Below are 26,492 nucleotides of genomic sequence, written 5' to 3'. Positions count from 1 at the left end.
CCCGCCGAGGCCGAAGCACGCTACTATGCACAAGCCGAGGTCCGAGCCTTGGCTGCCTGATCCAAACCAAACAGCCTCCGAAATTCCCGGAGCGGTTCAGGGATCGTGGAAAACGCTCTAGCCTTCCTCCTCATGGCCAGCCCACGGCCGGTTCGAGAGAGCTGCCAAGTCCGCCCGGGCAGACTTGCGGTTGAGTGCAGACCCGTGTGGCGACGTGGGGCTGAATACCTCTCACCGAAAGGCGCTTGAGCATCACGTTTCTGCACGCAACCTCACCCCTCGTCCGGTCGCGTGCGGCGCCCGCAAAGGCCTGCCACTTTCAGGCGAGCGATGAGGCGCCGGCCAACCGATACGGCGCGACGCGCTGCTCCTGCCGGCCTTTGGGCTCCTACACCGTCTACCTACGCTGCCGGGCGAGCGGCCGGCTCAGCTGAGGCCCGAGCCGCCGGTCATGCTGGGGTGGAGGTCAAGCGACATTGCGGCGGGGCGTTCGTGGGTGGCGAGGGGATTAGGCTGGTGGGGTGAGTGCGGTGGAGACGAGGGTGGTGGGTGGGGGTTGAGTGCAGAGAGACAGGCCAGCGTAAATGGCGTTGACCTCCGGCATCGTCCGGCAAGCAGGCCCTGCCATGCCGGACGAAATCCTTATACACCTCTGAGACTTAGCTATGCCGGCGGGCAATCCGGCGAACTGGTGAACATCCACATCTCCTTCAGGAGCCCACAGGTTTCGCACGTGGTACCGCACCGCCGGCCCCAGAGCGATAGAAAGTTTTGTTTTCCTTCTTTGTGTGAAGATCATACCGGTCTCACCGCCCTGCCGGAAACCATAGCAAGTCTCTTAATTTTAAGAACTTTTTCTCCGGTGAACTTCTGCCCGTTCGCCGATTTTTGCCGGCCAGAGTGTGGTGCGAACTTCAGATCACTTCCGAGCTTCAGGGATACAGAGGGCGTGCCCGTTCGACAACGCCTTGTCCGTGGTGGAAACAAGGACATTATCATCATCGAAGGGCTCAACGATCCGGGCCAGCGTACGACAGCGCGGAATCGGTTCTTGCTCGGATGTCCTTCGCTCGAACGAAGAAACCCGGTACCCGCAGGTACCGGGCTCAGAAATATCCCGCAGCAGGCCTGTGGCGAGTGCGTGAGACTGAACCTTCGTGGCTTTCGGATCTTGCGTCAGCCGGCAACCTCTAGGCAGAAGCCCTTCGTATTGCTGCCCTTGTGCATGCCCGTGCGAAGCGTGACCTGCCGCTCAGCGCCATTAACCTTCAGCCTAAACACGTTGTCCTTGAGGCCACTAAGGAGCTTCGAGAGTTGCATGGTCTGGCGTCTCCCATCGTAGCTGGGCAAGTCAATATCGAGGCCATGCTCATGAACCAAGGACACGAGGCTCATCTCGCCGCTGAACGCTCTGTTTTTGGTGTTGTGGTCTTCCGGGTTGCCAATCGGCCGCATCTCCTGGAAGTCACCGCGCTCGATCCAGTGCTGCAGCAACGCAGCCACAGCGCCGTTCTGCTCGTCTGTCTGCTCGCGCATCAGGTTGAGGTTACCCAGGAAGCCCTTGACCCCCGCGGTCTCGAGCACGCCGCCCATCACGGCCGACCACTCCTCGAAACTCGCCAACGGCTTAGCCTGGCTGCGCGGCATTCCCTGATCGACCCAGTACTTGATCACGGTCAGTGCCGCATGGACGAGTTCCGACCGGTTCGCAACCACCCAGCCCTGGAGATCCTGGTGCTTGAACGGCTTGGGACGGTCACAAGGATCGCCCTTTGCATCAATCCGGATCGGAACGCAGCGGCGTGCAAGTTCGGGGGAGAGCTTCGGGTTATTGCCGGCAATTATCCAGCCGGACCTGATCGGCACCCGGATGTCGTCGTTGGCACCCAGGCGCCGATCGGTCCAGACCTGGGAGGTGATCGCCGAGGCAAGCTCGCCGGAATTGAGTGCCTCCGAGACATTGTCGAACCACACGTAAGGCACGGCGGCCAAGAGCTTCGTCGTGATCAGCTTGCGCATCTCCTCGCGGCTTGAGGACACACTTTGAGCCTGCGCTTCGCTCCCCGTTGCGGTGTAGAGGGTCCCATTCATCAGCAGGCCGGCACCGGTTCCCGGAGCTGGCTTAGTCAGCAGGTAGATCGGCGTGGGCCCAGCAATCATAGGCCTCATGAAGAATTGCAGCAGCAGACAAAGGCTGTGAGCGCGCGAGCTGTGGCCACCTCCTGCCGTCGGACCATCGTCAAAAGGAAAATCGACGTAAATATTATCGAAGATAAAACTAAGCGCCTCCTGAACATCCTGTGGTGTTGGGTTCGCGGGGGGTTTCAACTCAGACAGCCCCCGCGAGAGGCGGAGATAGATACCGCTTTCCCAATGGTAGCCAGAAGCGGTAACCAAAGCACCGCTCTCAGCAAAGAACGGGTTTGTTGCCAAGCCCACGAGTGGCGGCAACTCCAAACGCTGGTCAGCCATAAGTTGCTTGACGAGCCTGATAGAAGCGGGATCTTCGGTCACTGCCCCATCGTTCGCTTCCTTAATGAAAATCGTACGCCAATAAAGCCTCTCAGCCAACATGTGCTCATCAACAGATTGGACTTGAATTTCGTCAAGAAGCGAATTGTAACTGATGCGACTAATGGTCATTCCCGTCCTGAACAGCTCAGGTCGCGCATCGTTAGCTGCATTCATGATCTCCAGACACTTTTCATACGCTCGAGCATAACCGAGGTGACTTGGTATGACGACACGCGGCGGACCGCCGGGTTCGATGGGAGGCTCAATCTTCCAGACATGCTCCCGCTTTTCGCTGCGGAGCCTCCTCTGGACTTCCTTGAATGCCTCCTGCAGTTCTCCCTTCGACTTCTTCGTGCGCACTTTGAGGCGGGCGAGGATATCGGACCTTTCGATTGTGCTCGCGCCGCACTCTGCGAGTCTCCGCAACGCCTGGTCGATAAGGTGAGGAGCCGTTGAAGGTGTGTAACTCTCGATCTCCTCGCGCAGAGCCAGCAGACGCTGCGCGGCCGTACGGGTGGCTTGCAGGGGCTGGTGATCCTCGCCTGATGCGACCTCATCAACGCGGCAGGAATAGTCCGGGTTTGTAAAATCCGCCTCCTGTAGCCATCCCTGGTCGAACGCCTCGCACAGCATCTGCACCTTCGTGCGGCCAGCGCAGGAGTTGTGCGAGCACTTGAAGACGTAGCCGGTCTGCTGCGGATTGTCGCTCGCGTTCGAGACGAAGCATCCCATGTCCTCCTCGTCGCCCGGGTTCGAGTGCTCGCCGTCGAAGGGGCACTCGACCGTGATCTTGCCCGCCTCGCGGTGGCGGACGCGCTCGGCCGCCGTGTCCTCGAACAGGGTGGCCAGCTCGAAATGCTCGCCGCGCTCGCGCTTCCAGGCCTGGACGTCGAAGCCCGTGCGGGTGACGGTGCCGGTGTGGTCGATGACGTCGACCCCGGCCATCTCCGCGCCCAGTGCCGCGAAGGCGTCCTCCTCGACGAACGAGGCGCCGGTCGCGGCCTCCTCGACCTCTCCCAGGTCCAGGAGCCGGCCGGCGATGACGTGGGTCTCGTGGGCCGCGCCCTTGGCGTGGCGCGGCAGGTAGAACAGGCGGGAGGGATCGAGCGTCGACTCGTCGACCGGCGCGCCGAGCATGCGCGAGACACCGCGGATCTTGCGACCCCAGGCCTTCATCGCCTCCTGGTGCGAGCCCGTCTGCTCGGCGAACACGAAGGGCGCGTCAAGGGCGAGGATCGCCCGGAACTTCGACATGGGCGCGTGCTCGACCAGGATCTGCATACCCTTGCCGGTGTGCTGGACCCGGACGTCCGTGATCGTGTCGGCGGTCGCCGGCGTGTAGGCGCGGACCACGACCAGGTAGTCGCGCACGCCCTCGGCCGTCACCTCGGTGTCGCGCTTCTCCTTGCGGGCCCAGTTGGTGAACTGGGTCTGCGAGATCTCGGTGGTGGTCTTCAGGTGCGAGTGCGTCGTGTAGATGATCGTGAAGAGGCCCTTCTCCTTGGCGCGCTCGATCACGGGCGCGAGGTCGAGGCCGCAATCGACGTCGACGCCGAGCAGATGCATGGCCCGGATCGCGCTCTTCGAGCGGACCTTGTCGATGGTCTCGCCGGTGAGGAAGCTCTTGCCGTCCTTGTCGCCGACCTGGTGCTTGGCCATCAGGTTGACGAACTGGCCGAGCGTCAGAGTCGAGTTCGGCCACTTCTTCGCCTCGCGGTTCGGGGCGAAGGCGATCGTGATCTCCTGGCCGAGCAGCTCCTCGGCAAGGTCGCCATGCAGGATCGCGTCCGCGTGCCGGGGCAGATCGGCGTAGCCCGGGGCGGGAATCGAATCTTCTCGCACAGTTTGCACGGGAAGATTGGACCGTGCGGCCACGCGCTCGGGCGCCGGCGTCATGCACTTCCCGATCAGTTCGCCGAACGGGTAGGTGATCATGTCACCGCCGGCCAGCGCGGCCTCGGTGGCGTCGCTGGCCGGCTCCCATCCGCCGGCGCCGCCGAGCAGCGGGACGTCCTGCACCGCGCTCTCCGTGGCGCGGCCGACCACGTCCGCAAAGACAGCTTGCCGCGGGTCGCCGGCCGGTACAGGCTCATCGAGGAGATAGATCAGGACGAAGGTCTCGCTGGCGGCGTCCTGGAGGATCAGACTCGGCGGCCCCATGCGGTCGGTCGCGGCGAGCGCCTGGTCGAAGTCGTCGAACACGAAGCGTAGGCCGAGTTGCTCGTCGCTGTCGGTCGCCAGCAGCATCGAGCCGGCGCCGGCCGCGAGCGCGGCCTCGATCTCTTCGCGGGCCCCGACCTGGAAGCTCTCGTCCTCGCCGGCAAAGAGGATCGCGTTGCCCACGGCTCCGCCGAGGACGGCCGAGAGGAAATCGGCGGTGTTAGCCGAGTCGGCCTTAATGGAGCGGCATACCTCGCTTTTTCGCGAAGCTATCTTCCGCGCGCTCTGCTGATTGGTCGGACTGGAGGAGTCATTTCGGTCTATAGCCCGCGACCGGGACGGGCGCTGTGTGCCCATGCGGCTTCTGCCTTTCAGAGACTGCGTTAGTGGAATCCGTCAGCCTCGATCGGCTGCGCCCGATACCGTTAGCGAACCTAACTTCCTGCGTCAATGATGGCTGGATTGCGGTTGACACACTCCAAGACTCGCGGCATATGTTCGTTTATCTAACACGTGGAGCTTGCAGATGACGCGTTCTCGAACCGCTGGTGAACCGCACGTCGCAGAAGGCTCCCGCGCCACACCGCTCGCCGAGCAGGGAGCTTCGAACCCGCCGCATGCGCTCCAGCCCGACACGGCTGAACAGTCCAACTTTGGCGAGCGGCTGCGTCGCCTACGTGACTTGGCCGGACTAACCCAAGAGGAGGCCGCGCGAAGAATTGGCGTCAACAGATCTGCCTTCGCACAATGGGAGCGCGGATATACAGAGCCATCTCTCGACAGAATTTCAGAACTATCCGAGCTATTTCGAACATCACCGGCCTATCTAGCTTTTGGCCTTCAATATACAACGCCCAAGGATAGGATCGGCTATGTTTCTATCGATTACTATCGCGACAACGGAGGCAGCAATCCCGACCGTCCACCGTTGATTATCCCCAACGACTTCGTACACAGGTTCGTCAATGAAGAGGCGGAGTACGCTACGTTGGCCGTCGAATCAGTTGTCAGCAATCGTTTTGTTCGAGATGGGGATCACGTGTTAATCGACCTTACCCAAGCGCAAGTTCATCGACCGGGCATGTACGCATGGTTACTACCGAATACTACATGCGTTGGTTATTTGGTTTGCGTGCCCGGAGAGGGCTTATTCGGTATTGTTTGCGTCAACGGCGTAGAGCACACAGTTCAGATGGGACGTCTCTCTATCCTCGGAAAGATTGTGGCGACCCTTGCTGTTCTGCAATGAGTCTGATCCGGCTTGCTGGATGGCGATAGTCGAATAAAAGAAAACGTGCCGCCTGCTGATCAACCTTGTTGTTCAGCAAGCTTGATGTGCCAATTGAAGATAATCACGCGGCACGTCTGTACACGCTGCTGAATCTCAGCAGCCACCCAGGTCACTAACATGCAGACCGAGACACAACACTCGATCAAATCGCATTCAGCCCAATTCGCCTCATTGGGCAATCCTCCTCATCGCCGGCGGCTCGCGGATGTGCTGCCGCAGTCGCTTCCTCCGCGAGGCGTTTGTCGCGAGGAAGCGGCCGCCTATGTCGGCGTGTCCGCCTCGTTGTTCGACATCCTTGTCAAAGACGGTCGCATGCCGCCTCCGAAGCGGATCAATGCCCGCAAGGTCTGGGACCGGAACCGACTTGATGCGGCCTTCGCCTCTCTGCCCGACGATGGTGAGGTCAATACGCGGGCGATGAAAAGCGATCCGTGGGCGAACCTCGCCGCGTGACCTGGAGAACAATCAACGTGCCTAGCAGGCTTCCCAGGTTCTGTGTCGAAGACGTCGACCGCCACGGCAACATCCGCATCTACCTGCGCCGCAAGGGCCGGCCGAAGGTCCGCCTCCATGGAATACCGTGGACCGAAGCATTCATGGAGGCCTACAAGGCCGCCCTGACAGCCGAGCCGGCAGAGCCCCCGCGCGACCGACGCATCGTGCAGCCGAATACGTGGAAGTGGCTTTGTCTGGAGTATGCCGCCTCAACGGAGTTCAAGCAGCTCGATCTGGTGACGCAGCGCCGACGCCGTTCGCTTCTTGAGGCGACGTGGGACGAACCGACAAGGCCCGGAGCGGACTTGCGATTTGCCGACTTTCCTCTGAGTCTCATGACTCCGACAGCTGTACGCATCCTGCGCGACAGAAAGGCTGCTAAGCCGGATGGGGCGAACAACACGCTCAAGGCGATTCGCGCCACGTTCAAGTGGGCGGTCCGACCTGAGATCAACCTTGCACCCCGCAACCCTGCTCGCGATGTGTCGATGCTGACCACCGCCTCGGAAGGCTTCCACACCTGGACGGTGGCAGAGGTGCGCCAGTTCATCGAACGGCATCCGATCGGAACTAAGGCCTATCTCGCCCTCACGCTGCTGCTGTACGCGGGCGGGCGCCGGTCTGACGTGGTGCGGTTCGGCCGTGAGCATCTGCAGGGCGCAAGCTTGCGCTACACGCAGCACAAAGGGCGCAACGCCAAGCCCATGACGCTGGAAGTACCCGTCCTGCCAGCCCTGCAGGCGGCGATCGATGCGCACCCGAGCGAGCACCAGACCTTTCTGGTCACCGAACGCGGTAAGCCGTTCACTTCGAACGGATTCGGCAACAAGATGAAGGATTGGTGCCGCGAGGCGGGCCTCCCACACTGCTCCTCGCATGGTCTGCGCAAAGCTAGCGCGACTCTCGCGGCCGAGAACGGCGCGACCGAGAGGCAGCTAATGGCAATGTTTGGCTGGCGGACGTCGAAGATGGCCGAGCACTACACGCGCAGAGCCGAGCAGAAACGGCTTGCTGGCGGAGCCATGCACCTGATCAATTTTGAGCGGGAAACGGACCCAACTCGTGTCCCACTTTCACCGCCTCAGCGGCAGGGTGGGACTCTGAGAGCGAAAACCGCAACGAAATCAAGGGCGATTTCGAAGGGTGGTGCCCAGGAAAGGACTATGGCCCCTGAACAACTAAGCACTGATCTTAAAAGCGTTTTCCTGTAGGCTCTCTGGATGTGTTGTACAGCCGAATTGAACAGCCACACGCCTGACCGGTCAAGTCACACGGTCGAGCAAGCGTTCCTGAGGTCGCCATGGTGAGTGGCCACAGAACCCCGGCCATGCTGTTCCGCTACACCCATCCGAAAGCCGAGGCGATTGCCGAGAAGCTAGCCAGGGCCGCCTCGGAGGCGAACCCGGGCTGACCCTTGGGATTATGCTGCGGCATAACAGCGTGCGTACCACCAAGTAGTCGCGGCATCGAAACACGGAAGGGCAGTTCGTCGTCTGAAACTCCAGCGAAGCAGAGCAACTTCTCTCATCATTCAGCTGGCCGCCAAGGTAGGGCTGACAATGCTAAAAGCCGAACTGCATGTTTCTAAGTTTTTGAGCCAGGCAACCCGTCCTGTTCCTTCAGTTTTCTAGCAAGATCCTTGAGTAACCTAAGAACATGCAAGCGCACGGCTGAGGCTGCGCTGGATAAGGCCGGAGAATTATCGTCGGTTGAGACGTCGATGGACTCTCGATACATAGTTCAACCCTCCGACACCGCAATGCGATGACAGCCGCAGAGCGAAGTAGTTTGCCTCCCCAGCTTCCGCTAAGCCCGCAGATGTAAGCCAAAAGGCGAGTTAGGCGAACACCATACATGTCCTCAGTGCGCCGCTCCAGCGCTAGTCGAGTAGAATTTGGAGAAAGGTGCTGTTAGTGCGGGAACGCTCGTTCAATTGGCAGACTAGAGCCCCCTAGCGACAACTGACCGCATTGCATTGCCAAGGGGGATAGCCGTGCCCCAGCGCTTCCACTTCGATTTAACGAACGAACATACGGTAGTGTGCGACGAAAAAGGTGTTCTGGCGGACGATCTTCACGAGGCCATAGAAGAAGCTTTGGAAGCGCTTCGCGAGATGCGCATTAGCGGAGACATTGATGAGCTGGGGTACGGATGGAAAATGCTCATCAGGGACACTGAGGGTGTTGTTCGAAAGATCCTGACGGTGTGGTAATATGAGCTGAGCTGCACGTTGGCAGCCAGATTCCACCGCAAAAATGTGAAAGCCTCTCCGCTAACCCGGTTTGCCTTGGTTTCCCCCTTGGCGGGGCCTGGGGTCCTTCGATTGGGCTGACCGGGAAGGTTGGGGGTGAGAGGTGAGCCGAACTTCGCGTGGTGGAGTGGAGATGTTGCGTGGCGTCAATACTTAATCTTCACTCTACACCAAGCGCAAAGCCGGCATGCTAGGTTTCGGGGTTTGCAGAAAATTTAACTCAGTGCTTGCCTGAACTGGAACAAACAGGCAGCCTGCATCCTCTGCCGGACCTCAGGAGTGCGGAGAGGATTCGCACAGAGCGAGGGTGCAGCCGTGCTTGCCTGGGTCAACGTCTATCTGGGATGTCTAGCGCTCTTCCTGGAGCTGGCCGCCCTAGCGCCAACCGTCGAGGATCCGCGCTGGGGCTAGCCGATGAGGTAGGCGACAAGGCGCACCCCGCTCCAGCCCAGAAGCCAAACCCAACCGAGGGTGACGGCGCCTGCTCCGCCTATGAGCACGGCAAAGCCGAGCTTCTCAGCAAGCCGCCTCTCCCTCACGTCCGTGGCTGCAAGCTCAGATGAAAGCGCAGTCTGGTCCTGCATCGGCAAGGCTCTGATGGCTTGTGCGAGCGCAGAAATCGCTATGGTGAACAGGTCGTTCCGCCAATGGTATGCGCTTCACCGTACCAAGCTGCCGATGACGAGAACAGCGTTTTGCCTCAGTGACTTAGCTGAGAAGCGTCCGGCCACAACTCACGCGAGAGCAATGGTCCTGGATGCCACGCTTGGTTGAGGGCTGGGGAGGGGCAGGAGCATCAGGAGTGAGGCTGGGTTGAACCTAGGTACCGCCTTCGGCGAGATCGGGCACGATTTCTCTCTCCTTCAAACCCGGCCTCGCGCTGGGGCTTCTTCTTGCATCGCGTTGACGTACAGGCGGTTCGCCTTTGGGCGGTGAGGGATGGCCTTCTTAGCCCTCGCCGTAATCCTCTCCCGTTCCTATCCAGACCAACAGCGCCCGCCCGAGAACTCTTACGGTTCCACCGCGTTGGAGCCGAGTAAATATGCGGTGCGCTAATGAAGCCGAACTCTTCCGACCTCCTGGCAGCCGCTTGCGTGAACGAGACCGTTGCTCTCGATCTGGCGAAGGCGGCTGGCACATTTGAGAGCAGAGGCCGCCCAGTAGCAGCACAGGTTCTGCGGAATAGGGCGAGAGAGTTACGCGTGGACAGCGTAAGGCTAAGAGCTCTGGCTTTCGCCTCTGAGGCATCGAAGGAGTTCTATGACGAGGAACTGTCCTGAGGTGCCAGTGGCACTCCGTAGGCGGTTCACCTCAAGCTAGTTCTGCGCCATCATCGGCTCTGCGTCATCAAGCGAGGGGACATAGGCGCACCAGCCGCAATGCCCCTTGTCGGCCGCTCGCGGAGCGTTGTGCTGAGAGCAGGCTGGGCAAACCTTCAAGACGAACCGGTGGCCGAACCGAATGGCATGACCCCTTCCACGAAACGTGATGTCCTGCCGCCCTGATGTTGGGACGGATTGGCTGTGGGCGTCCAAGTCTGCCTCCGGCGTGCCTCAGCATGATGCCGAGGAGCCCGGACTACTATGCCCAACTGAGAAGTACGAGTTGGGCTGTGCTCATGGCAGATATGCCGACCAGGGCGATGTCATACAGCGTCGTATGAGGACCGCGGATCACCATCATGCCGGTACTCAGCAGCGAGGTTGCCAGCAAGGTGCACTCTCCAAAGATCATGGTGTCACCTCCGTACCGATCATCGTCGGGCGGCGTGGAGTGTCTCAGCGCTGCCACTCGCGACACTGAGTAGACCAAGACAGTTAATGAAGCCGTAAATGCCGCAAGGCATCAAAAGATAAGCCCCCTCGGCAAAGCTCTGTCGTGCGTGTCCTGGAAGCAACATTGGTATTATCTGATACAAAGCTGGGATTTTGCGGCCCGATCAACTCGCCTCGCTTGCGCCTTGCCGACCCGATCCCACAAGAGGGACAGCCGAAACCAAACTTGGATGGGCCTTGAGCGCGAACTTTGGCGCCGCCAAGCATTATCCTGGCTCTTTGCGCTCTTCGCCCTGCCGATCATCCGGTGGGGCATTTTGTTGCCCAGCAGGGTGGCTCAGGACTGGCGGATTGTTGAAGGCATTGCCTTGCCCTAGCTTGCCTCTCTGTAGCATCGGAGAGGGCAAATGGGCGCGGCCTTGTCTCTACCGGTAATCGAAGCGGTGACCTTCACGACGGGTTGCGTTCTCATCTATGCACAGCGACGGCACGCTGGGCGGATCACCCGCGTGCTCATGCTCATGCTCTACGTTGTGACGATGGCACTCGCTCTTGAATGGGGCTTGGACAGAGCAGTCGCTGAGCCGGGTGCCACCGACCTTTCGGCTGCCTTCACGGGAATTAGCGAATGAGGTCCGGTTAGCGTCCCGAGACGTGGAGGGGATTGTCGCCATCGAAGCGCGTAGCCCGAGGTCAAGAAGACCCTTTTCGTCGCAAACCCGTGACAGCCCTATCGTCCGTCTGGTTTGCCCTGCTTCCCCCCTTGCCGGTGCCCCTGGTCCTTCGATTGCGCTGACCAGAGGGGATCGGGTGAGAGGTAGACCGAGGGGCTGGGCCTCAGGTTGACCTAGGGCAGGCCCTAACCGTGCCTCAGCACCGCGAGAATGGCGTGGGTCACGGTTGCCCCGCCGATTGGTGCCATGAGCAAGAGCACCGCATTCACAGCGATGAGCCACACGAGCACCCGCTCCTGACGCTTGGTGAGCCGGGGCTTGCGGGGTGGTGGCTCCCAGGGTGGTTTCCATCCTCCCTCGGCGTACATCGCGGTGTCCCCTCTCCGGTTTCCTTTGCCTCGGGGTTAGCTCAGGGGTGGCGAGAGAGGGCAGCCCTAGTGCAGGCGAGAGTGGTCCTGCCTTGTCGCCCAGCATGAGAGCTGATCCCAGTCCACCCTCAGCACGAGATCGCGGAGGCGCTGAACATCATCTCGGGTTGGCGGCCGAGCTTGGGTCTTCAGGCGAGCAACGAAAGCGGCGTCAGTCTCCGTCATCATGAGAGCACCGTTGAGGTAGTGGGCAGCCCCGTGCGGCACTAACTTATGACAGTAGCCGTGAGTTGCAGCCCAGTTTGGGTTCGTTGGCTACGAGCGAGGGTTGTTCGGGCTTTGGTCGCGGTCTGCTCCACGAACGTCCTGCACCTTGGTCGAATATGACACACTCAAAGGCTTGCCAGCAGGCAGCACGAGGCAGCTTGACGGCTGATTCTTGAGTCCATTACGTTACAGTCGACCAGCGTGGACCGGAGCGTAAGTGTCGTGGCTCAAGGCCAGTTCGTGTCCTACCTCCGGGTGTCTACCGAGAGGCAAGGCCGCTCTGGGCTTGGGCTAGAGGCGCAGCGGGAGGCGGTGACTAACTACCTCAACGGTGGCCAGTGGTCCTTGGTAGCTGAGGTCGTCGAGGTCGAGAGCGGTGGTAGGAATGACCGGCCGAAGCTGGCTGAAGCCCTCAGGCTCTGCCGACTGCACAACGCCACGCTGGTGATCGCCAAGCTCGATAGGCTCAGCCGTGATGCTGGCTTCCTGCTGGCCCTTGAGACTGACCTGAAGCGATCCGGGCTGCGGTTCGTGGCGGCTGACATGCCCGATGCCAACGAGCTGACCATCCACATCATGGCGGTAGTGGCTCAGGCTGAGCGGAAGATGATCAGCGCCCGGACCAAGGCTGCGCTCCAGGCTGCCAAGGCTCGCGGGGTGAAGCTCGGAGGCTACCGTGGGGCAGTGCTGACCGACGAGATCAGGAGCAAGGGGACGGCGGCGAAGGTGGCACGGTCCCAGGCGAAGGCAGCCGACATTGCCCCCACAATCCGAGAGCTTCAGAGCCAGGGCATTACGTCCCTCGGTGGCTTGGCAAAGGCCCTGAACGAGAGAGGCATCCCGACTGCGATGGGTGGAACCTGGCAGGCCATTCAGGTGCGACGTGTGCTGGCTCGAATGGCCCTGCTTGAGGGCGGAGCCGTCCTGCTGATCCTCGCCGTGTCAGTACGCCCTGAGACCGGAACTGTGCCCGTGTGATCCGTTTGAAGGGGTGTCGGCACATCCCCGCCGATCATGACTCCTCGTACTCGCCCCGGTCCTCAGCCGGGGTATTCTTTGGGCCGACCAAGATACCCGGATGCGCATAGCGGCTGCTGAAACGCGAGGAACCACGGGAGAGCAGCAAGGGCCTCCTTCCGAGAAGGTCGCGCAGCATAGAGCCGCGCTTGCAGCACAAGCCATGGCGAGAGCGGCCGAGCTGGAGCCGATCATCAGGAAGCTGCGGCAGCAGGGGATCACGTCGATGTACGGCATCGCCAAGGCCCTGAACAGGAGGGGTGTTCCGACCACCAGTGGCTCGGGCCGCTGGCATTCCACACAGGTCCAGCATGTCCTGAACCGCCTACGGGGAAAAGTACGGGCTAAGCCGCTGCGGTCGCGGAAGAACACGAACTGAAACCGGACAGGCGCTGTCGTGTTCTGTGCTGAGTGGGCCGTCGGATCTGATGGTTCAGGCTCCACGGGAAGGGCTGAGACGAACGTGAACGGTGCAGGCAAAATCGCAGCAGGCCGTCCAGACTGGGTAGACGATCCGGTCTTGCTCCATCGCTTGAGGACGGCACTGCTGGTTCTCAGCCGGGGTGGAGGCACCTACCAGCAACGGATGACGGCCGTCATGCTGGAGTTGACCCCGCTGTCCCTCAGCAGCTTCCCGGTGGATCTCCAACCTCACTTCAAGACCTTGCAGAGGACCTGGGACGAAGCATGGGCTCGATCCGGGAGTTCGGGGACAGCGCAGCAGGTTCATACCTTCAGCAACGAGGAGTCGAATCAGCGCACGGCGTTCCACGTCGCCCTGCTCGCCCTGTTTGAGGCTGCGGTCCGAGACACGGCCCTGCTTGAGGCTGAGCGGGCTCAGTCAACCGGCGACTGACACTTGGGTTTGATCCAAGGGTTCCGAGCCACCAGCCCTCCAGAACGGTCGCTCTCCTCAGAGGCTACCTGCGACCCACCCGAGCCTCCCCTGTCGTTTTCAACCGGAGGGCAACCGAGGGAAATGCCATCCGCAGGACAATCAGCGAAACGGTGACCAGGCCGCGTGGCTGATCCGAGCCTGCAAGTAGCGGATCTCTTCGACAGCCGTGTTCTTGACCAGCGTGGCCTCGAATGTGATCCGGTCCACAAGGTGCAGTTCTGGCCGGGCACGATCCATGATCAAGACGCCACCGAGGGTAGCGAGTACGATCAGAAGAAGCTGGACGGCTCGAAACGGGCGCCTTGTGGATTTGGGCATCACAGGCGCAGCCACACGAACCGGCTGATCTCTAAACACTGTCATATGAACGGCCACTCCACGAGGCGGATCGGTAAGCCGCCCGGGCAACACAGGTCCTGCAAGGTCTAGCGTGGCGTAGACGGATCAACATCGAGTTAAGATGCTGGCCAAGCTTCCTGCTGGGTAGTCTTCGGTCGTTCCATGTTGCGGCTCGCATGACGCTGACCAGTGGTAAGCATCACCATCCCTCCAGAACGGTCACTGTCCTCAAGACCACCGGAGTCCCACCCGAGGCTTGCCTGCCGTTTCTGATCGGAGGGCAACCAAAGGAAACGCGGTCACGGCATCAACGGCAATGGGCCGTCCGATGGCACGCCGAGTGCCGGACCAGGGGTGAACCTGAAAAGTGTCCACCATATGCAGATAAGCGAGCCCAACCCGTCTCTCCCTCTCTCAGCAGCCCCCAAGCTCCGCACGGTGATCCACTCAGAAATTCCGCAATGTTCTCAATGGCCTGAAAAGTCACCCCCTGTAGAAGAATACGCTGCTCGCCAGTGCGGTCCTCCCCCCGGTTAAGCCCAGGCTTGCCGAGAAGATTCGCCAATGATTACAGCGGTTTGAAAAGTCCCACCCATAGGCAGAACAGAGCCCAACCTCTCGCAGCACCGAGGTGGCGCCTCTCACACACCCTCTTCATCACACCAGCAGCAAAGGAAAAAGACCGATCTCCAAGTGTATTTGCATGTCTGTGTTCGTGATGCATCAGGGGATTTTCGGCCGGACTGTCGGCTGATCAGGGAGCCCGACATACAGGCCAGCACTCGGAAGACAACCACTTCACACGTCACTGGCCCCACCTGCCTCGATGCAGGCCAGCCAGCATGAAGACACCTAGTCCGGAACCGATGACACAAAACCGGACCTGAGAACCATTTTCCCTAGGGGAAGAACCCCGTTTCCTTAAAAGGAAGACCTATAGGGAATGACGAACAATGACACCACTTCTATGGAGACAACCTAAGCATGATTCATGTTGTAGACTCGATCATGGGATCGGGTAAGACCACCTTTGTAACTGAGAAGCTACACACTCTCACTCATGACCACACCAGATTCATTTATGTCACACCTTTCCTGGATGAAGTAACCCGAGTCATCAAGGAGTGTCATTGGGCTAACTTCCATCAACCAAATGAGACAGAACATGGTAGTAAGAGTAAGAACCTAATTCATCTCATTAGGAATGGTCACAACATAGCAACAACTCACTCGCTATTCTCATTGCTCAACCAAGAGGCGTGCCGAGAGCTAAGGCAACATGAATACATCCTCATTCTCGATGAGGTCATGGAGTGTGTCTCATTCTCCAATAGTATCACTAATTCAGACCTGAAGGTGCTGATTGATGGTGGTCATCTGAGGAAGGATGATGTCACTTCTAAATTGTCATGGAGGTCTGACGAAGGATCGCACTACCACGGTAAATTCAACGATGTGGTGCGACTTTGCAGCAACAATAAGCTGGTCCTGCACGGTGACGATATCGTCCTAGAGCAATTCCCCTCTGAGTTCTTGGATGTCTTCACTGACGTGTATGTCCTGACCTACCTCTTTGAGGGGTCTCCTATGTCGGCCTACCTGACGAAGCACGGTCACGCGTATGAGATGCTGACCCTTGTTGACCATGAGCTTCGGCCTTGGGCTGATCACTGTGACGAGTCCAGCATCAAGTCGGAGCTAAGAAGCCTCATCACGGTCTACGAAGGTCCGATGAACAAGGTGGGGACCAAAGTAGGAAAAAGCCACCCCCTGTCGGTTAGTTGGTACCAAACGCAGATCCGAGGACGAACAAGCGCCCTACCTACCCTGAAGGGGTCAACACAAAACTACTTCAGGAAGATCGCCGGCACAGCCTCTAAGCACAACGCTTGGACCACCTTCTGCGACTACCAAGGTAAGCTGAAGGGCGAGCGATACACAAAAGGGTTCATCCCCTTCAACTGTCGAGCAACCAACCAGTACGTCGACAAGCGATCCCTCGCCTACCTGTGCAATGTCTTCCCAAACCCGGTCATTCGTCAGTACCTTGGAGGGCAGGGCATAGGGTTCAATCCTGATCTGTATGCCATCTCTGAAATGGTCCAGTGGATCTGGCGGTCGCAGATCAGGCGGCGAGATCCCATTCACCTGTTCATCCCATCTGAACGGATGAGAGATCTGCTATGTCGCTGGCTTGAGTGCCGGAGCATGCCAGAGCTGATCAAGCAACTCGCCTAATCCGGCGCACCTCAACACCAACACTCCCACAACATCACAAATCCCCTTCAACACAGCGGCTCAAACCCCGCTCAGTGAACGAGACCTCATGCCCATCACCATTATTGAACTCACCGTCCGACCGAACCCGAGAGGCTACGGTCAGCCCTCCGTCTACCTCGGCGGCACCTTCCTCTGCACCGTCCGTCAGCCCTTCTTCGACGGAGCCCGCGAACTCCTGAGGCGCGGCTACTCGCCCGACACGCTCCTCACTATGCGCCACCAGGGGAGCGCCCATCGGTCATTCGTGCCGATTCCAATTGGTCAGGCAGCCAAGCTCACGGTCGTGGAGAACGACACGGATGGCCTAAGGGTAACCCGGTATGAGCCGTACCCGCTGAAGACTGAGCGAAAGCGAGAGAAGCTATCGGTCCGCAGAACCAATTCTGAGCCGGAGGGCGCCTTTGGGGGCGGCAAGGAAGCTGTCTGGGGCACATTCTCCCCGCCTGAGGGTTAGAAAGGCTCCCTGAGCAAGGCTTAGGCAAAACTGGGGAGAGTGCTGGCATAAAGCTCTGTGCCGGTTGCTCTTCCCTGTGGACTCCCGCATCGATCAAGCGATTTGGGAGGAGCAATCGATGCTGCGTGTTGGGTTTGTCGCATTCACTCTGATGAGCGCAGCTATATGTGGACGTGCCGCTCACGCGGACTCAGGAATCGATAAGCTGCGCCGCGTAGGTGATTGCGGTCGTGCTCGCATAGCCAAGATCGAAACCCGCTTCGGAGAGAAACTGGTTCGCCCTAAATCCAATGACATGGACTCAGGCGTTGGAGTCAGTTTCAGCAATGGCGGGTATCAGGTGTCATACGAGTTCATCGAGGCCGTGTACAACTCCAGGGCGGGCGACACTGTGCTGATCTGCCTGGTGTCTGTCCCGAAGAACTGCCCAAAGGGGGATGATCGAGGCAAATTCTACACGACAACCAACCTAAGGACGAACTTCTCGTGGACCTTGCCTGATTCTCAGCACATGTGCGGAGGGGCATAGAGCATTTCTCCGGCAGCGGCTGTTGGCTGCATTTGCCCGTCCATGCAATCTTGGCTTTTGAGCCGGAGGGCCACGCCATTTGCGGCAACTGGAGCCGACTCGATGCCTGCCTGCCGGATAAAGCCGTTGGCGAACCTCTGGTGGCCCATCGTGCAGCTTCCTGCTCACCAGATCCGCGTACTAATATGGCAGCGGTGGACGTACTTTTTGCCCCTTGCGTAGCGCCTTAGGCAATCCCGACTGATCTACTCCCGTACGTTATCCGAGACATAGCAAAAGCGCGTACCACCAATCGCAACAGTATGCCGCAGGCTCCAAGTTGGTGCAGACAACATGTTATCTCGGAGGCCGAGATGTCGCAGCACTGCCAGATGAACCGGGCAGATGTTCTTGATCGCGCTCTTGATCGTGCTCTCGACATCGCGAGCGAGAATCTGAAGTCTTACAAGACGGAAAAAGCAGCACTGCTCTTCATGGCCAAAGTCTCGTTGGCAAAGATGGTGCCCGAGAATGAACTTGTACTGCTGGTTGCCGAACACAATCGTGACTGCTTTCGCAGAGTTATTGCCCCGGCCCTGAAAAGTAGCTCGGATATTTACCGAAAGCGAGCGCTAACTCTAACGTTCTGTCTTGTTGGCATTCATCCAAATCTCGTCGCGCAGTTCATGTCCATAACATCCCACCAAGTGAGGAGGCTTTTACGCCGCCTACGACGAGGCGTGTACGATCGGCTGTTCAAGCGGCACAAGGAAGCCTCCAGGTATGAAAGTAAAGAGATTCGCGACCATCTCTTTGATGTACTCCACGCGCCACCCAGTGCATACAACATCAACCGCACCACTTGGACCATCGACCTACTCCATGACGTTCTCAAGGACAGCGGAACGCTCATCGGCAAAAATAGTATATGCAGAATAATCAAAGGTGAAGGGTATACGTTCCGAAAGACGCGAGAAGTTCTAACGAGTAACGATCCAAGCTATAGAGAAAAGCTTCAGGATATCACACGGACACTCCAGCAACTAGGTCCGGCGGACCGCTTTTTCTCAATCGACGAGTACGGCCCTGTATCCGTGCGCGAACGCGGTGGCCGCAGAAGGGCGCGGCGCAGTGAAAAGCCGACCATCCCTCAGTACCAGGTATCTAAGGGCAACGTTACCGTCACTGCGGCACTTGAACTCGGCTCGAATCAGATAACTCATTTCTACTCACCGAAGAAAGATACGGAGGAGATGATCAAGCTACTGCACCGCCTTCTGGAACAATATCGCGATTGCCGCTGCTTATATCTCTCGTGGGACGCTGCTTCTTGGCACTCTTCAAAAGCGTTTCTCGCCGAAGTAGAGCGGGTGAACCATTGTGATTACCGGAAAACTCATGAAACACCGGCCATTAAGCTACAGCCTTTGCCGGCACGCGCTCAGTTCTTGAACGTGATTGAATCGGTATTCAGTGGGCTATCGCAATCCGTCATTCACAACAGCAACTATCAGTCCGTTGAAGAGATGAAGGCCGCCATTGATAGATATATCGCGGAGAGGAACGAGCATTTTCGCCTTAACCCCCGTAAGGCCGGCAACAAAATCTGGGGATCAGAACAAGTACCGGCCTACTTTAGCGTGTCACATAATTGCAAGAACCCAAGACTTATGAGCGTTGCCGGCATCCGGTGACGGTGCTTAGCGGCGGAACCACGGGTCGCGGAAGGATAAGCTGAGAACCAGCGGGGTGAATGATCTGCGGCGCTTGCCCAATGTCGCACCCTCGGAGCACAGCAGGTTAGCCGCTGCTTTCACAGAGCATCGGCTCATCCTCTCTGGGATGCTCATTGCCGCCTGATAGACAGGCCAGAGCCAACGCAACGCTGATGGAGGTCCTTGGCTTTATCATCAGTCGCTTGGAGGGCTCGCATGGCATAACCCTTGGTGCGATCCAGGCTGGCCCTGGCGCTCCTAGCGATGTTCCCCGGGGTGCGCTTCTTTGATTCGGCCATCGCTCGTCCCTCCATGAGAACAAAGGAGGAACAATCTGATTCGGTTCCTACGGTCAAGGCGGCATACGCGGGGTGATCCCGGGCAAGGCTAGCTACTGAGCCGGAGGGCCGCATCACCAGCGGCTTCCATGGGCTCGCCCTGGTCAAGCCTAGGCATAGGGGGGAAAGCCGCTGGTGATGCCCAGGGCTACTGCCTAGACGAGAACTCGCTCACGAGGGCGCGGAACGTTGACCACGATCTCCTTACCAGAGACCGGGTCGAGGATGATGATTGCCATGTCTGCCTGCCCCGTCTTTTCATTAGTAAGGTCAAGCTCTTAGGCTAGCTGTGTCATTTCCGAGGCATCTAGCTTGGCGGTACGGGATCAACCAGGCGCGTACAAAAGCGCACCGGAACTTCCGCTCGCTGTGAAACAAAACGTACTCTGCCGCTGCGAATCGGGTTACTGCCCCATGCCCGCCTACATCGGCCCTCTCAATCTGCTGTTATCTTTCGCTTTGATGCAGATTTCTCTTGTTGTTCTGGTGATCTGGGTAACAAGTTAGCGACGCTCGGCTCGACAAGTTACCTGCGGCCGCATCCGTGTTGTTAACTTTATGGCTCTAAGACCAGGCCGCTGCCCAGAACACCAGGCACGAGAAGGAAAAGACAGAGCATGCTGCAGCTTAGTACCGTTGGCTCGCCGTTGGCGATCCAGAAGGCTCTCGCTGATTGCACCGAAGGCGCGGAGGTCTCCCAGGTCAAGGCAGAAGAGTACCTGAAGCTCGCAAGAGGTGAAGCCGACGATACCCTCAACGAGGCTTGCCGCTCGATGCACCGTTTCTACAGCACGATGCGTGACTTCTTCCTTGAGGAAAAGCGGATGATCACCAATGCTCTGGGGCGTGAAGGAGCTTCCTCCGCAGCAACTTAAGAGCACCGGAGTGCTTTTATCCTAGCCGACCCCGGCTCAACTGAACTTCATGCCGCTTCGGATTGCCCTTGTTCAGCATGCCATGCAGCGGACAGGTTCAGAGACGCAGTAAAGACAGCACGGTCGCTCGCATCTCGCACGACCACGTTGAGCATCTGGTCTGCATACTTTTCCGGTCGCTCCCCGGCAATCTGACACAAGGCTCGCAACGCCTCGGAGGAGACGGCCTTCGGGTTTGAACATTCCGTGCCTTCTTCGTCACGCAGCGCGAGGTAGAGGTCGGCGAAGTCAAAGAAGTACCGGGCCATCAGAATGACATTCCGAGATTAGGTTGTGGTGGAGAGGCTACTTGCCGAGCGGTTCAGCGAATCAGTGTGTGATTCACTATATCCGCGATTGGCATTCCGGTGACAATAGGTTGCGCAGGTACGGTTCCGCACGAACTAACGAATGCTAATTCTGGCTCGGCGAATCCTTGAGGCTGGACCTCCTCTTGGTGCAGATACTTAGCCTCGGGCGCCCGTCCCTCGTCGCTGTCGTGTAGAGCGGGTCTGACGTGCCGGGGCGCACCTTAGCAGTCTCGTTGTGCTCTTCCGGTCACGCTTACGATGGCAGGATTGTTCTGTGTCAGAGCGCAGCGCCGCCAAGGGCCAGGGGATCTCGATTTCTGTCGTCTCTTGCTCAGCGGAACGGCTTCTAACGGCTAGGGTTGACCTCATCCCATAGGGCGGAAACCCAAGGAGAGCCTCATGAAGGCCATCACCGTTGCAATCGCTAGCACTCTTCTTCTCATCGGCACGGCCGCAATGGCTGCGGAAGGTGGAGCCGGTACAAGCCGATCAGGCACGTCAAACAGCACTGGGGCGAATGACGCTGGCTCGGGATCTTCTCCCGGAGCGGCCGGTAGCGGCCCGTCAACGGGTGGGATGAGCCGCTCGGGCACCTCAAATAGCACAGGCGCCAACGATGCCGGTTCCGGGTCGTCGCCTGGAGCTAAGGGCAAGGGCAGCAGTTCCGGAGCACACTGAGCCAAACTGCAATGAATCATGTCACCAGCGGCAACCAGGGTCAGATCCGGGTCTACTTGGTGCTGAGCCAAAGGAAGCCGCTGGTGGTCGGCGTTGCTAGTAGTCGCGTTCGCTGCTGCGGCTCATGCGCCTCGTCACGTAATCACCGGAGTAGGAGCGCTGACCGAAGATAAGCCAAGCGATGCCAAAGCCGATCGCTCCGGCAATCAGGAAGCCTGTCATCGTGGTACTATCGACGTTCCCGACGGCTCGGCTGCCCTGACGATAGTAGTGGGCTCCACGCTCGGAAACGTCATCCCAGGTGTCGGACGCCCGATCAGTCACGTTACGGAGTGCTTCTTTGGCCTGATCGGCAACGCCTCCGCTGCTGCCTGATCCTTGATTGCGGCCTTGGCTTCCCTGGCCAGACGAGGCTCCCGGCGCACCACCTTGACGATTGTCGGCCATCCGCATCTCCCTATGCTGCTCGCTCACGAGCTCATTCGGCACCCACCTCTCGCGTCTTGGACAGGCGTCGGAAGTGCCGCCCGGCCGATCCCGAGGGGTGGTGCCCTGAGGCTGAAACGATCAGGTGCGGAGTTGCGATCCACCAATGATCGAGTTGTTCGCTGAGAATGGCATCTGCGGGAACATCGCTGCGGTCGTCTGGGCCCACTAGCGTCGGAGAGGACGCCAGAGCCTCTAAAGGCAACCCGTGGCTCTGGAGGGTGTCCGTGGCGCCCGTCTCCCTAAGCTGCCTGATGCTCCTCTTCGGCATGCCAAGCGGCTGTCAGGTTCAGGGAGGCTGTGAGGACGGTTCGATCTTGGTCGTCACGTACGGTGACGCTTAGCCCTTGGTCGTGGCCTACAAAGCCCTCGGGGCTATCGGCAGCAATCTGGCACAGCGCCTGAAGCGCCTCACAGGTGATCATCTTCTGGTCCGAGCACTCCGTTCCCTCATAGTCCCGGGCCGAAAACCTGGGCTCATGAACGTCAAAGAAGTATCGAGACATGAAGGAGACCCTTTGCGTCTAGCTGGTGTGAGGGAGGCTATTGATTGGAGCGATACAGGCAAGCGTGAGGCTAATTGGCCTTATGCAGAACCGGCTAACTTAGATCAACGTTCCGTATTGTACGTTTCATGACCATGGTCACTCTAACAAGCTCCCGTTAGGTCTTACAGCTTGCTTAAGGACGAGGGGAAAATGGTTCTATACCAAGCCATTAGAGCAAGATGCTCAACCGGCAGCACGCGTCACGCATAGCTGACCTGCCGCGTCTCAGCACGCCAATGCGCAACCCAAAGTGCCTTTTCGGTCACGCTTGAGGGTGAGAAGACGGATGATCCGCAGGAGCAGAAGGCCGGTGCCCGGATGGTTGCAGACTGAGTGCCGTGTCAATGAAAGCTGAGCAGTAAGATATGCTGGCCAAAGTCTAGTCCGGCCAGGAGCAGTCCAGCGACAGGTTCACGTGGAACAGTGTAATGCCACGCTTATCTCGAACCGACGCCACATAGGTGGACTGGCCCGGCTCCTCAGCAAAACCCTCCACCATCTGCGGCAAAGCTCTGATGACGTACAGCTTGGCAGCCTCGTCGTCGTTTGCCTCGAAGATCTCGATCCCTTTCGAGTATTGGGATCCGCTGCTCAGGTCGATAGAATAGCGTGGCATTGCGAACCAGTGCGGGCACTTTCCCTTCGGTGTGCTGGGACAATGTATCTTGAATGCAAAATGTGCCCGCGCAGGCCGATAGCAATCCTTCCGGTGCCATAACGTACTCGCCTCCCGCACCAGCCGGCCACGCCGCAATTCGGCAGTGAGGCGGCCGTGCGCCTGTCTGGCACTCCTCTACGGGTCGCTTAGTTTTTCGGTGCGAAAGGGCCATTCTGAGCCGGACGGCAGCACCGTCGGCAGCAATGGAGACCAACCAGATGCCGTCCTTGGATGAGCAAGGAACGCCGTTGGTGTAAGGGCACCTTGGCGTTAGGCACCGCACGGGTTCAGTAGCGTTCTGCTTCCCATGAGGCAGGAAGTGTCCAACCCATCCCTGATCTATGATCCCACAGCAGCCGCACGGCACCGCAACGCTATCGAGGAAACCGTCCTTGAAGAGGGTGTGCGCCTTGCCGAGCTGCGCCGTTTGGCCCTGGTTCTACAAGAGGTAGGTCTGCGGCTTGGCCCCCGCGAAACCAGTGACGAAGGCTTCGATCAGCACCTAAGTGGCATCCTTCGGCCCACCGGGTGAGACCGGGGGGTTGTCACTCGGCCAACCCCGGGATGCACTCTGGCGAAGCTTTCCATCGCATCAAATCAGGTGCTGGTGAAAAAGCAACTGGAGAGAGCTAAATTGCTGCGGCTTAGAAGCAAAATTGGGAAGATGAAATGGACAAGGCAATTGAAGACGTGACCACGACTATGGACCAGATATACGATGTGGCGGTTAAGGAAAGCATTGGGCCCAATGGCTTCGGTGAATACTCCCCAGTTCCTGATTGGTTGAGGCTAGAAGCGCGTGACTGCAAGAGCCAAGTCGAGCGCTGCCGCGCCTGGATACGCGGACAAGATCGAACGAAAACTATTCGTCCCGGCGTGAGTGCGGATGACTATATGCGCTCGGTCGAGAGGTTTTACAATCATCACATCTTGAAGGGAGCTTTTCTCGTAGCTAGTTACCTCGAGGGTGTACGCGTCAAGCGCCGAGGGAGTGATGGCAATTTCAACATTAGAATCAATCGCCATCGCAATGTGTTATAACGTTCCACTTAACAATTCGGGTTGATCTGCCGCAGCTATGATCGCGGAGCTTACCTACGAACGATTCGGACTGAGCTTGGCCTTGCGGCGACTAAAAGTTCCTCTGCGCACTATCACGGTAGCGCTTCCTAGCGGCTGCGAATCAGGGCTGGCACTCGACGGCTGAGCCGCAGAAGGCCAATCAAGCCGGCCTCGGCGGCCACACAGGCCAGCCCCAGGAGCCAGAAGGACCGAAGGAAGTGCCTTGGTCGGCCCTGAGCGAGAAGGGCGGCGAGCACGACGACGAACACCGCTGAGGCGGTCTCCGATCAAATTGCATCATGGCCGGTACAGACTCTTTGTGCAGGCCGCGTCCCCAGATCACACAGCAATCCTATGCAGGACTTCGCCGCTCTCGATCACCTGAAAGCCACCGCTATCAAGCTGAGCTACGCCCTTGCCGTTGAGCAGTGAAAACCGGTGCTGCCCTTTCACGAAGTGCGATCCGCTGAGACCGCCAGTTCGTGCGAACGTCTGCCAAGCGATGATGGTGCGAACAGTACCGTCCTCAGCCTTGGCCTCGAAGCGCTCCAACTCGTGGTCCATGGCTCACCTCGTATCTGAACGGGAATTTAGCGAGCATTGGATCATGCTCCCGGCATGCTCGGGCGTCGAGAGTGCCCCTAGATGATACGAGCGCCACTCCGGCGTGAGAACGAGCGGCAGCAACGGGCTTCACAAGCAGTGCCCAATCCAACCCGATCAGCTACGGCTCTAGGCCTGTGAGAACACTCATGGAGCCCCCCTGAGGTGACAGTCTGCAGAGTAGAGCACCTCAGTATGGCGGGAACTCGGCTTAGCTCAGCTCAGTGGTATGCGCTCCACGGCATCCTTCATGGTCGCCAGGGTCACGGTCCCGTATGCCTTCGCCACGCTGTCGGGGGCATGACCCACGATGGCATCGGCTACGCTGTCGTTGATATGAGCCTGACGGGCGAGCGTCTTGAAGCGGTGCCGCCATGCATGGGACGGGTCCTTCCGGTGAGAGCGCCCGACCTTCTCCAGCCCGAGTTCCTGCACCCACTCAGCCACGTACTTCGCGACGATCTTGTGCTGCGGCTTCTTCGCTCCGGTGCGCCGCTTGGCAGGGTCGAAGAAGAGCGGCCCCCGCTTGCCCCTGGCGAACTCAAGGAAACCCGCCGCGATCACAGCCGAGTGGATGGGCACAACCCGCTCTGAGCCGAGGGTCTTCACTGAGCCAGCCTCAGCCGTGATCCTCAGGGCTGGGATGCCGTCCTGCTCAATCACGTCCTGACCACGAAGCTGAGCAATCTCGCCAACCCGAGCGCCTGTTGCGGCACAGAGCAGCGGGATCCAGTGGAGGTGCGGGCGGGTCTCCTTGACGGCTGCCGTGAGGATGGCCTCAGCCTCAGCATCGGTGAAGCCCTGCATCTGCTCACCAGCTCGCTTCCTGTGAGCCACCGAGACACCAATGACCGGGTTGGAAGCCACTCGGACGTTCTTCACCCCCCAGGCATAAGCAGCCTTCACGGCGGCAAGCTTGGCATCGTTGATGGTCTTGGGCGAGCCGCCCGCCTCAACGAGAGCGTCCTTCCAGCGGACCACATCGGCTTTCATCACCTGACCGGCATCGTCCTTGCCGAGGAAGGCAATGAACGCCTGCACGTGCTTGCGCCATTGATCCACGGTGCTCTGAGACGGCTTCCGCTCTCGTGCCCAGCCATCGAACAGGGCCAGGAGGCTGACGGCCTTGGTCTCGCCGGTGACCTCAGGGAAGCTCGGAAAGCGCTTGGCGCCTTGATCGGGGGAGTAGTCGCCCCCTGCCCTGCGGAGGTTGACGACGGTGGCTTGGCGCAGAGCGGACAGAATTTGATCGTTCAGCCGTCTGCGGCTCTCGGCATCAATCACAAGGCCACGCTTGGCCAGCATGGCATCCGTGAAGCCCCCTACCCTCTCCTCCACGCTCTGAGCCCGACGCTCCTGGGGCGAAAGGATCTTGAGCGAAGCCTGACCGTAGCGGCCGGCATTGGCGTGGATGTTGGCAGCCTCAACCCTGACCCAGCGCTCAGGCGGCCCAGGATCATCCTCGAAGGTGTCAGCCCAGGCCCGGTAGACCTCACCGGCCAGTGCCAGGGTCTCCTTGTGGGTGAGCCGCTTCGGCCCCTTCCGGATCGCCTCCCAGACACTCTCCAGGTACGCGACGGCGACAGCTTGCCGCGCCTTAGCTTCCTGCGGGTCACGGGTCCGTAGAGACGTTCGGATGTCCTTGCGGGTCGGCGTGATCGGGATCTGGGCGACCGTCTCGCCAATCGGGATCGCCAGCGTTAAGCCCCGGGCCTTGTCGGCCACGTCAGCCGGGATGCGCTGAACAAGCTGGTGGAACGTGGAGCCGGGGCGCTTCAAAGGGCGAGGCATCAGGAGGGGCATGTTGCTCAGGGCTGTTGTACAGCGAGCCTGAGGGAAACCTCTTCTAGATCTGATGCTTGTTGCGGATCAGCGCTTTAGGCGGCTG

The 26,492-nt window shown here is 59.3% G+C and carries 23 protein-coding genes; 13 read left to right on the top strand and 10 right to left on the bottom strand.

Annotation, left to right across the window (positions count from 1 at the left end; genetic code table 11):
- Nucleotides 1-1,176: 1,176 nt before the first annotated feature.
- Nucleotides 1,177-4,857: a hypothetical protein gene (locus WDW90_RS06430; RefSeq protein WP_336486494.1), complete on the bottom strand. Its 3,681-nt coding sequence runs from the start codon at nucleotides 4,855-4,857 to the stop codon at nucleotides 1,177-1,179.
- Nucleotides 4,858-5,200: 343 nt separating this feature from the next.
- Between WDW90_RS06430 and WDW90_RS06425 the strand changes: the two genes are divergently transcribed.
- From WDW90_RS06425 to WDW90_RS06410, 4 genes are all read left to right on the top strand, one after another.
- Entirely contained in the window at nucleotides 5,201-5,923 is a 723-nt protein-coding gene (locus WDW90_RS06425) for a helix-turn-helix domain-containing protein (protein ID WP_336486493.1), read from the top strand.
- 159 nt (nucleotides 5,924-6,082) lie between these two features.
- The gene (locus WDW90_RS06420) at nucleotides 6,083-6,418 is read left to right on the top strand and encodes a helix-turn-helix transcriptional regulator (RefSeq protein WP_431310988.1); all 336 of its coding nucleotides are present in this window, start codon (nucleotides 6,083-6,085) and stop codon (nucleotides 6,416-6,418) included.
- Nucleotides 6,397-7,671 (top strand): tyrosine-type recombinase/integrase, encoded by a 1,275-nt coding sequence (locus WDW90_RS06415; RefSeq protein ID WP_336486492.1) that lies wholly within the window; start codon nucleotides 6,397-6,399, stop codon nucleotides 7,669-7,671. Before WDW90_RS06420 ends, WDW90_RS06415 begins: the two co-directional genes overlap by 22 nt.
- 782 nt (nucleotides 7,672-8,453) lie before the next feature.
- Nucleotides 8,454-8,672: a DUF6894 family protein gene (locus WDW90_RS06410; RefSeq protein ID WP_336486491.1), complete on the top strand. Its 219-nt coding sequence runs from the start codon at nucleotides 8,454-8,456 to the stop codon at nucleotides 8,670-8,672.
- A gap of 446 nt (nucleotides 8,673-9,118) precedes the next feature.
- On the opposite strand, the gene WDW90_RS06405 is transcribed toward WDW90_RS06410, so the two are convergent.
- Together WDW90_RS06405 and WDW90_RS06400 are read right to left on the bottom strand one after the other, a co-directional pair.
- Nucleotides 9,119-9,295: a hypothetical protein gene (locus tag WDW90_RS06405; RefSeq protein ID WP_336486490.1), complete on the bottom strand. Its 177-nt coding sequence runs from the start codon at nucleotides 9,293-9,295 to the stop codon at nucleotides 9,119-9,121.
- Nucleotides 9,296-10,292: 997 nt separating this feature from the next.
- Nucleotides 10,293-10,445, bottom strand: coding sequence for a hypothetical protein (locus WDW90_RS06400; RefSeq protein WP_336486489.1), 153 nt, complete (start codon nucleotides 10,443-10,445; stop codon nucleotides 10,293-10,295).
- 448 nt (nucleotides 10,446-10,893) lie between these two features.
- On the opposite strand from WDW90_RS06400, the gene WDW90_RS06395 reads away from it, so the two are divergent.
- The 3 genes from WDW90_RS06395 (at nucleotide 10,894) to WDW90_RS06385 (ending at nucleotide 13,668) form a co-directional block, all read left to right on the top strand.
- A complete protein-coding gene (locus WDW90_RS06395; protein WP_336486488.1) occupies nucleotides 10,894-11,118 on the top strand; it encodes a hypothetical protein in 225 nt (74 codons plus the stop codon).
- Between the two features lie 899 nt (nucleotides 11,119-12,017).
- Entirely contained in the window at nucleotides 12,018-12,773 is a 756-nt protein-coding gene (locus tag WDW90_RS06390) for a recombinase family protein (RefSeq protein WP_336486487.1), read from the top strand.
- 502 nt (nucleotides 12,774-13,275) lie between these two features.
- Nucleotides 13,276-13,668: a hypothetical protein gene (locus WDW90_RS06385; protein WP_336486486.1), complete on the top strand. Its 393-nt coding sequence runs from the start codon at nucleotides 13,276-13,278 to the stop codon at nucleotides 13,666-13,668.
- A gap of 141 nt (nucleotides 13,669-13,809) precedes the next feature.
- Here the strand turns inward: WDW90_RS06385 and WDW90_RS06380 are convergent, their stop codons facing one another.
- Nucleotides 13,810-13,953, bottom strand: a complete 144-nt coding sequence (locus WDW90_RS06380; RefSeq protein WP_336486485.1) for a hypothetical protein — start codon at nucleotides 13,951-13,953, stop codon at nucleotides 13,810-13,812.
- 1,080 nt (nucleotides 13,954-15,033) lie between these two features.
- Here WDW90_RS06380 and WDW90_RS06375 point away from each other — a divergent pair.
- From WDW90_RS06375 to WDW90_RS06360, 4 genes are all read left to right on the top strand, one after another.
- Nucleotides 15,034-16,287 carry a DEAD/DEAH box helicase family protein gene (locus WDW90_RS06375; protein ID WP_336486484.1) on the top strand — a complete coding sequence of 418 codons (1,254 nt, stop codon included), beginning with the start codon at nucleotides 15,034-15,036 and terminating at the stop codon, nucleotides 16,285-16,287.
- Between the two features lie 88 nt (nucleotides 16,288-16,375).
- Nucleotides 16,376-16,783 carry a hypothetical protein gene (locus WDW90_RS06370; protein WP_336486483.1) on the top strand — a complete coding sequence of 136 codons (408 nt, stop codon included), beginning with the start codon at nucleotides 16,376-16,378 and terminating at the stop codon, nucleotides 16,781-16,783.
- Between the two features lie 882 nt (nucleotides 16,784-17,665).
- Complete coding sequence (locus WDW90_RS06365) at nucleotides 17,666-18,985, top strand: IS630 family transposase (protein ID WP_336486482.1); 1,320 nt, start codon at nucleotides 17,666-17,668, stop codon at nucleotides 18,983-18,985.
- A gap of 976 nt (nucleotides 18,986-19,961) precedes the next feature.
- On the top strand, nucleotides 19,962-20,219 hold the full coding sequence (locus WDW90_RS06360) for a hypothetical protein (protein WP_336486481.1): 258 nt from the start codon (nucleotides 19,962-19,964) through the stop codon (nucleotides 20,217-20,219).
- A 47-nt stretch (nucleotides 20,220-20,266) separates the two neighbouring features.
- On the opposite strand, the gene WDW90_RS06355 is transcribed toward WDW90_RS06360, so the two are convergent.
- From WDW90_RS06355 to WDW90_RS06340, 4 genes are all read right to left on the bottom strand, one after another.
- Nucleotides 20,267-20,527: a DUF6894 family protein gene (locus tag WDW90_RS06355; RefSeq protein ID WP_336486480.1), complete on the bottom strand. Its 261-nt coding sequence runs from the start codon at nucleotides 20,525-20,527 to the stop codon at nucleotides 20,267-20,269.
- Nucleotides 20,528-21,343: 816 nt separating this feature from the next.
- Nucleotides 21,344-21,694, bottom strand: coding sequence for a hypothetical protein (locus WDW90_RS06345; protein ID WP_336486478.1), 351 nt, complete (start codon nucleotides 21,692-21,694; stop codon nucleotides 21,344-21,346).
- Nucleotides 21,695-21,975: 281 nt separating this feature from the next.
- A complete protein-coding gene (locus WDW90_RS40685; protein WP_431310987.1) occupies nucleotides 21,976-22,239 on the bottom strand; it encodes a DUF6894 family protein in 264 nt (87 codons plus the stop codon).
- 421 nt (nucleotides 22,240-22,660) lie between these two features.
- On the bottom strand, nucleotides 22,661-22,897 hold the full coding sequence (locus tag WDW90_RS06340) for a DUF6894 family protein (protein WP_336486477.1): 237 nt from the start codon (nucleotides 22,895-22,897) through the stop codon (nucleotides 22,661-22,663).
- A 361-nt stretch (nucleotides 22,898-23,258) separates the two neighbouring features.
- On the opposite strand from WDW90_RS06340, the gene WDW90_RS06335 reads away from it, so the two are divergent.
- Nucleotides 23,259-23,471 carry a hypothetical protein gene (locus WDW90_RS06335; protein WP_336486476.1) on the top strand — a complete coding sequence of 71 codons (213 nt, stop codon included), beginning with the start codon at nucleotides 23,259-23,261 and terminating at the stop codon, nucleotides 23,469-23,471.
- A gap of 137 nt (nucleotides 23,472-23,608) precedes the next feature.
- The gene (locus WDW90_RS06330) at nucleotides 23,609-23,980 is read left to right on the top strand and encodes a hypothetical protein (protein ID WP_336486475.1); all 372 of its coding nucleotides are present in this window, start codon (nucleotides 23,609-23,611) and stop codon (nucleotides 23,978-23,980) included.
- 360 nt (nucleotides 23,981-24,340) lie between these two features.
- Here WDW90_RS06330 and WDW90_RS06325 read toward each other — a convergent pair whose 3' ends face one another.
- Entirely contained in the window at nucleotides 24,341-24,565 is a 225-nt protein-coding gene (locus WDW90_RS06325; RefSeq protein WP_336486474.1) for a hypothetical protein, read from the bottom strand.
- Nucleotides 24,566-24,820: 255 nt separating this feature from the next.
- A complete protein-coding gene (locus tag WDW90_RS06320; protein WP_336486473.1) occupies nucleotides 24,821-26,407 on the bottom strand; it encodes a DUF6538 domain-containing protein in 1,587 nt (528 codons plus the stop codon).
- Nucleotides 26,408-26,492: the final 85 nt, after the last annotated feature.

The sequence above is a fragment of the Methylobacterium nigriterrae genome, assembly GCF_037106235.1.
Lineage (GTDB): Bacteria > Pseudomonadota > Alphaproteobacteria > Rhizobiales > Beijerinckiaceae > Methylobacterium > Methylobacterium nigriterrae.
The sequence above is the reverse complement of the archived record's forward strand: the minus strand, read 5'-3'. Positions and strand labels throughout refer to the sequence as shown.

Coding starts and splice junctions, on each gene's coding strand:
- WDW90_RS06425 (WP_336486493.1), top strand. CDS start 5,201: ATGACGCGTTCTCGAACCGCTGGTGAACCGCACGTCGCAGAAGGCTCC.
- WDW90_RS06420 (WP_431310988.1), top strand. CDS start 6,083: ATGCAGACCGAGACACAACACTCGATCAAATCGCATTCAGCCCAATTC.
- WDW90_RS06405 (WP_336486490.1), bottom strand. CDS start 9,295: ATGCAGGACCAGACTGCGCTTTCATCTGAGCTTGCAGCCACGGACGTG.
- WDW90_RS06400 (WP_336486489.1), bottom strand. CDS start 10,445: ATGATCTTTGGAGAGTGCACCTTGCTGGCAACCTCGCTGCTGAGTACC.
- WDW90_RS06395 (WP_336486488.1), top strand. CDS start 10,894: ATGGGCGCGGCCTTGTCTCTACCGGTAATCGAAGCGGTGACCTTCACG.
- WDW90_RS06375 (WP_336486484.1), top strand. CDS start 15,034: ATGATTCATGTTGTAGACTCGATCATGGGATCGGGTAAGACCACCTTT.
- WDW90_RS06370 (WP_336486483.1), top strand. CDS start 16,376: ATGCCCATCACCATTATTGAACTCACCGTCCGACCGAACCCGAGAGGC.
- WDW90_RS06365 (WP_336486482.1), top strand. CDS start 17,666: ATGTCGCAGCACTGCCAGATGAACCGGGCAGATGTTCTTGATCGCGCT.
- WDW90_RS06360 (WP_336486481.1), top strand. CDS start 19,962: ATGCTGCAGCTTAGTACCGTTGGCTCGCCGTTGGCGATCCAGAAGGCT.
- WDW90_RS06355 (WP_336486480.1), bottom strand. CDS start 20,527: ATGGCCCGGTACTTCTTTGACTTCGCCGACCTCTACCTCGCGCTGCGT.
- WDW90_RS06345 (WP_336486478.1), bottom strand. CDS start 21,694: ATGGCCGACAATCGTCAAGGTGGTGCGCCGGGAGCCTCGTCTGGCCAG.
- WDW90_RS40685 (WP_431310987.1), bottom strand. CDS start 22,239: ATGTCTCGATACTTCTTTGACGTTCATGAGCCCAGGTTTTCGGCCCGG.
- WDW90_RS06340 (WP_336486477.1), bottom strand. CDS start 22,897: ATGCCACGCTATTCTATCGACCTGAGCAGCGGATCCCAATACTCGAAA.
- WDW90_RS06330 (WP_336486475.1), top strand. CDS start 23,609: ATGGACAAGGCAATTGAAGACGTGACCACGACTATGGACCAGATATAC.
- WDW90_RS06325 (WP_336486474.1), bottom strand. CDS start 24,565: ATGGACCACGAGTTGGAGCGCTTCGAGGCCAAGGCTGAGGACGGTACT.
- WDW90_RS06320 (WP_336486473.1), bottom strand. CDS start 26,407: ATGCCCCTCCTGATGCCTCGCCCTTTGAAGCGCCCCGGCTCCACGTTC.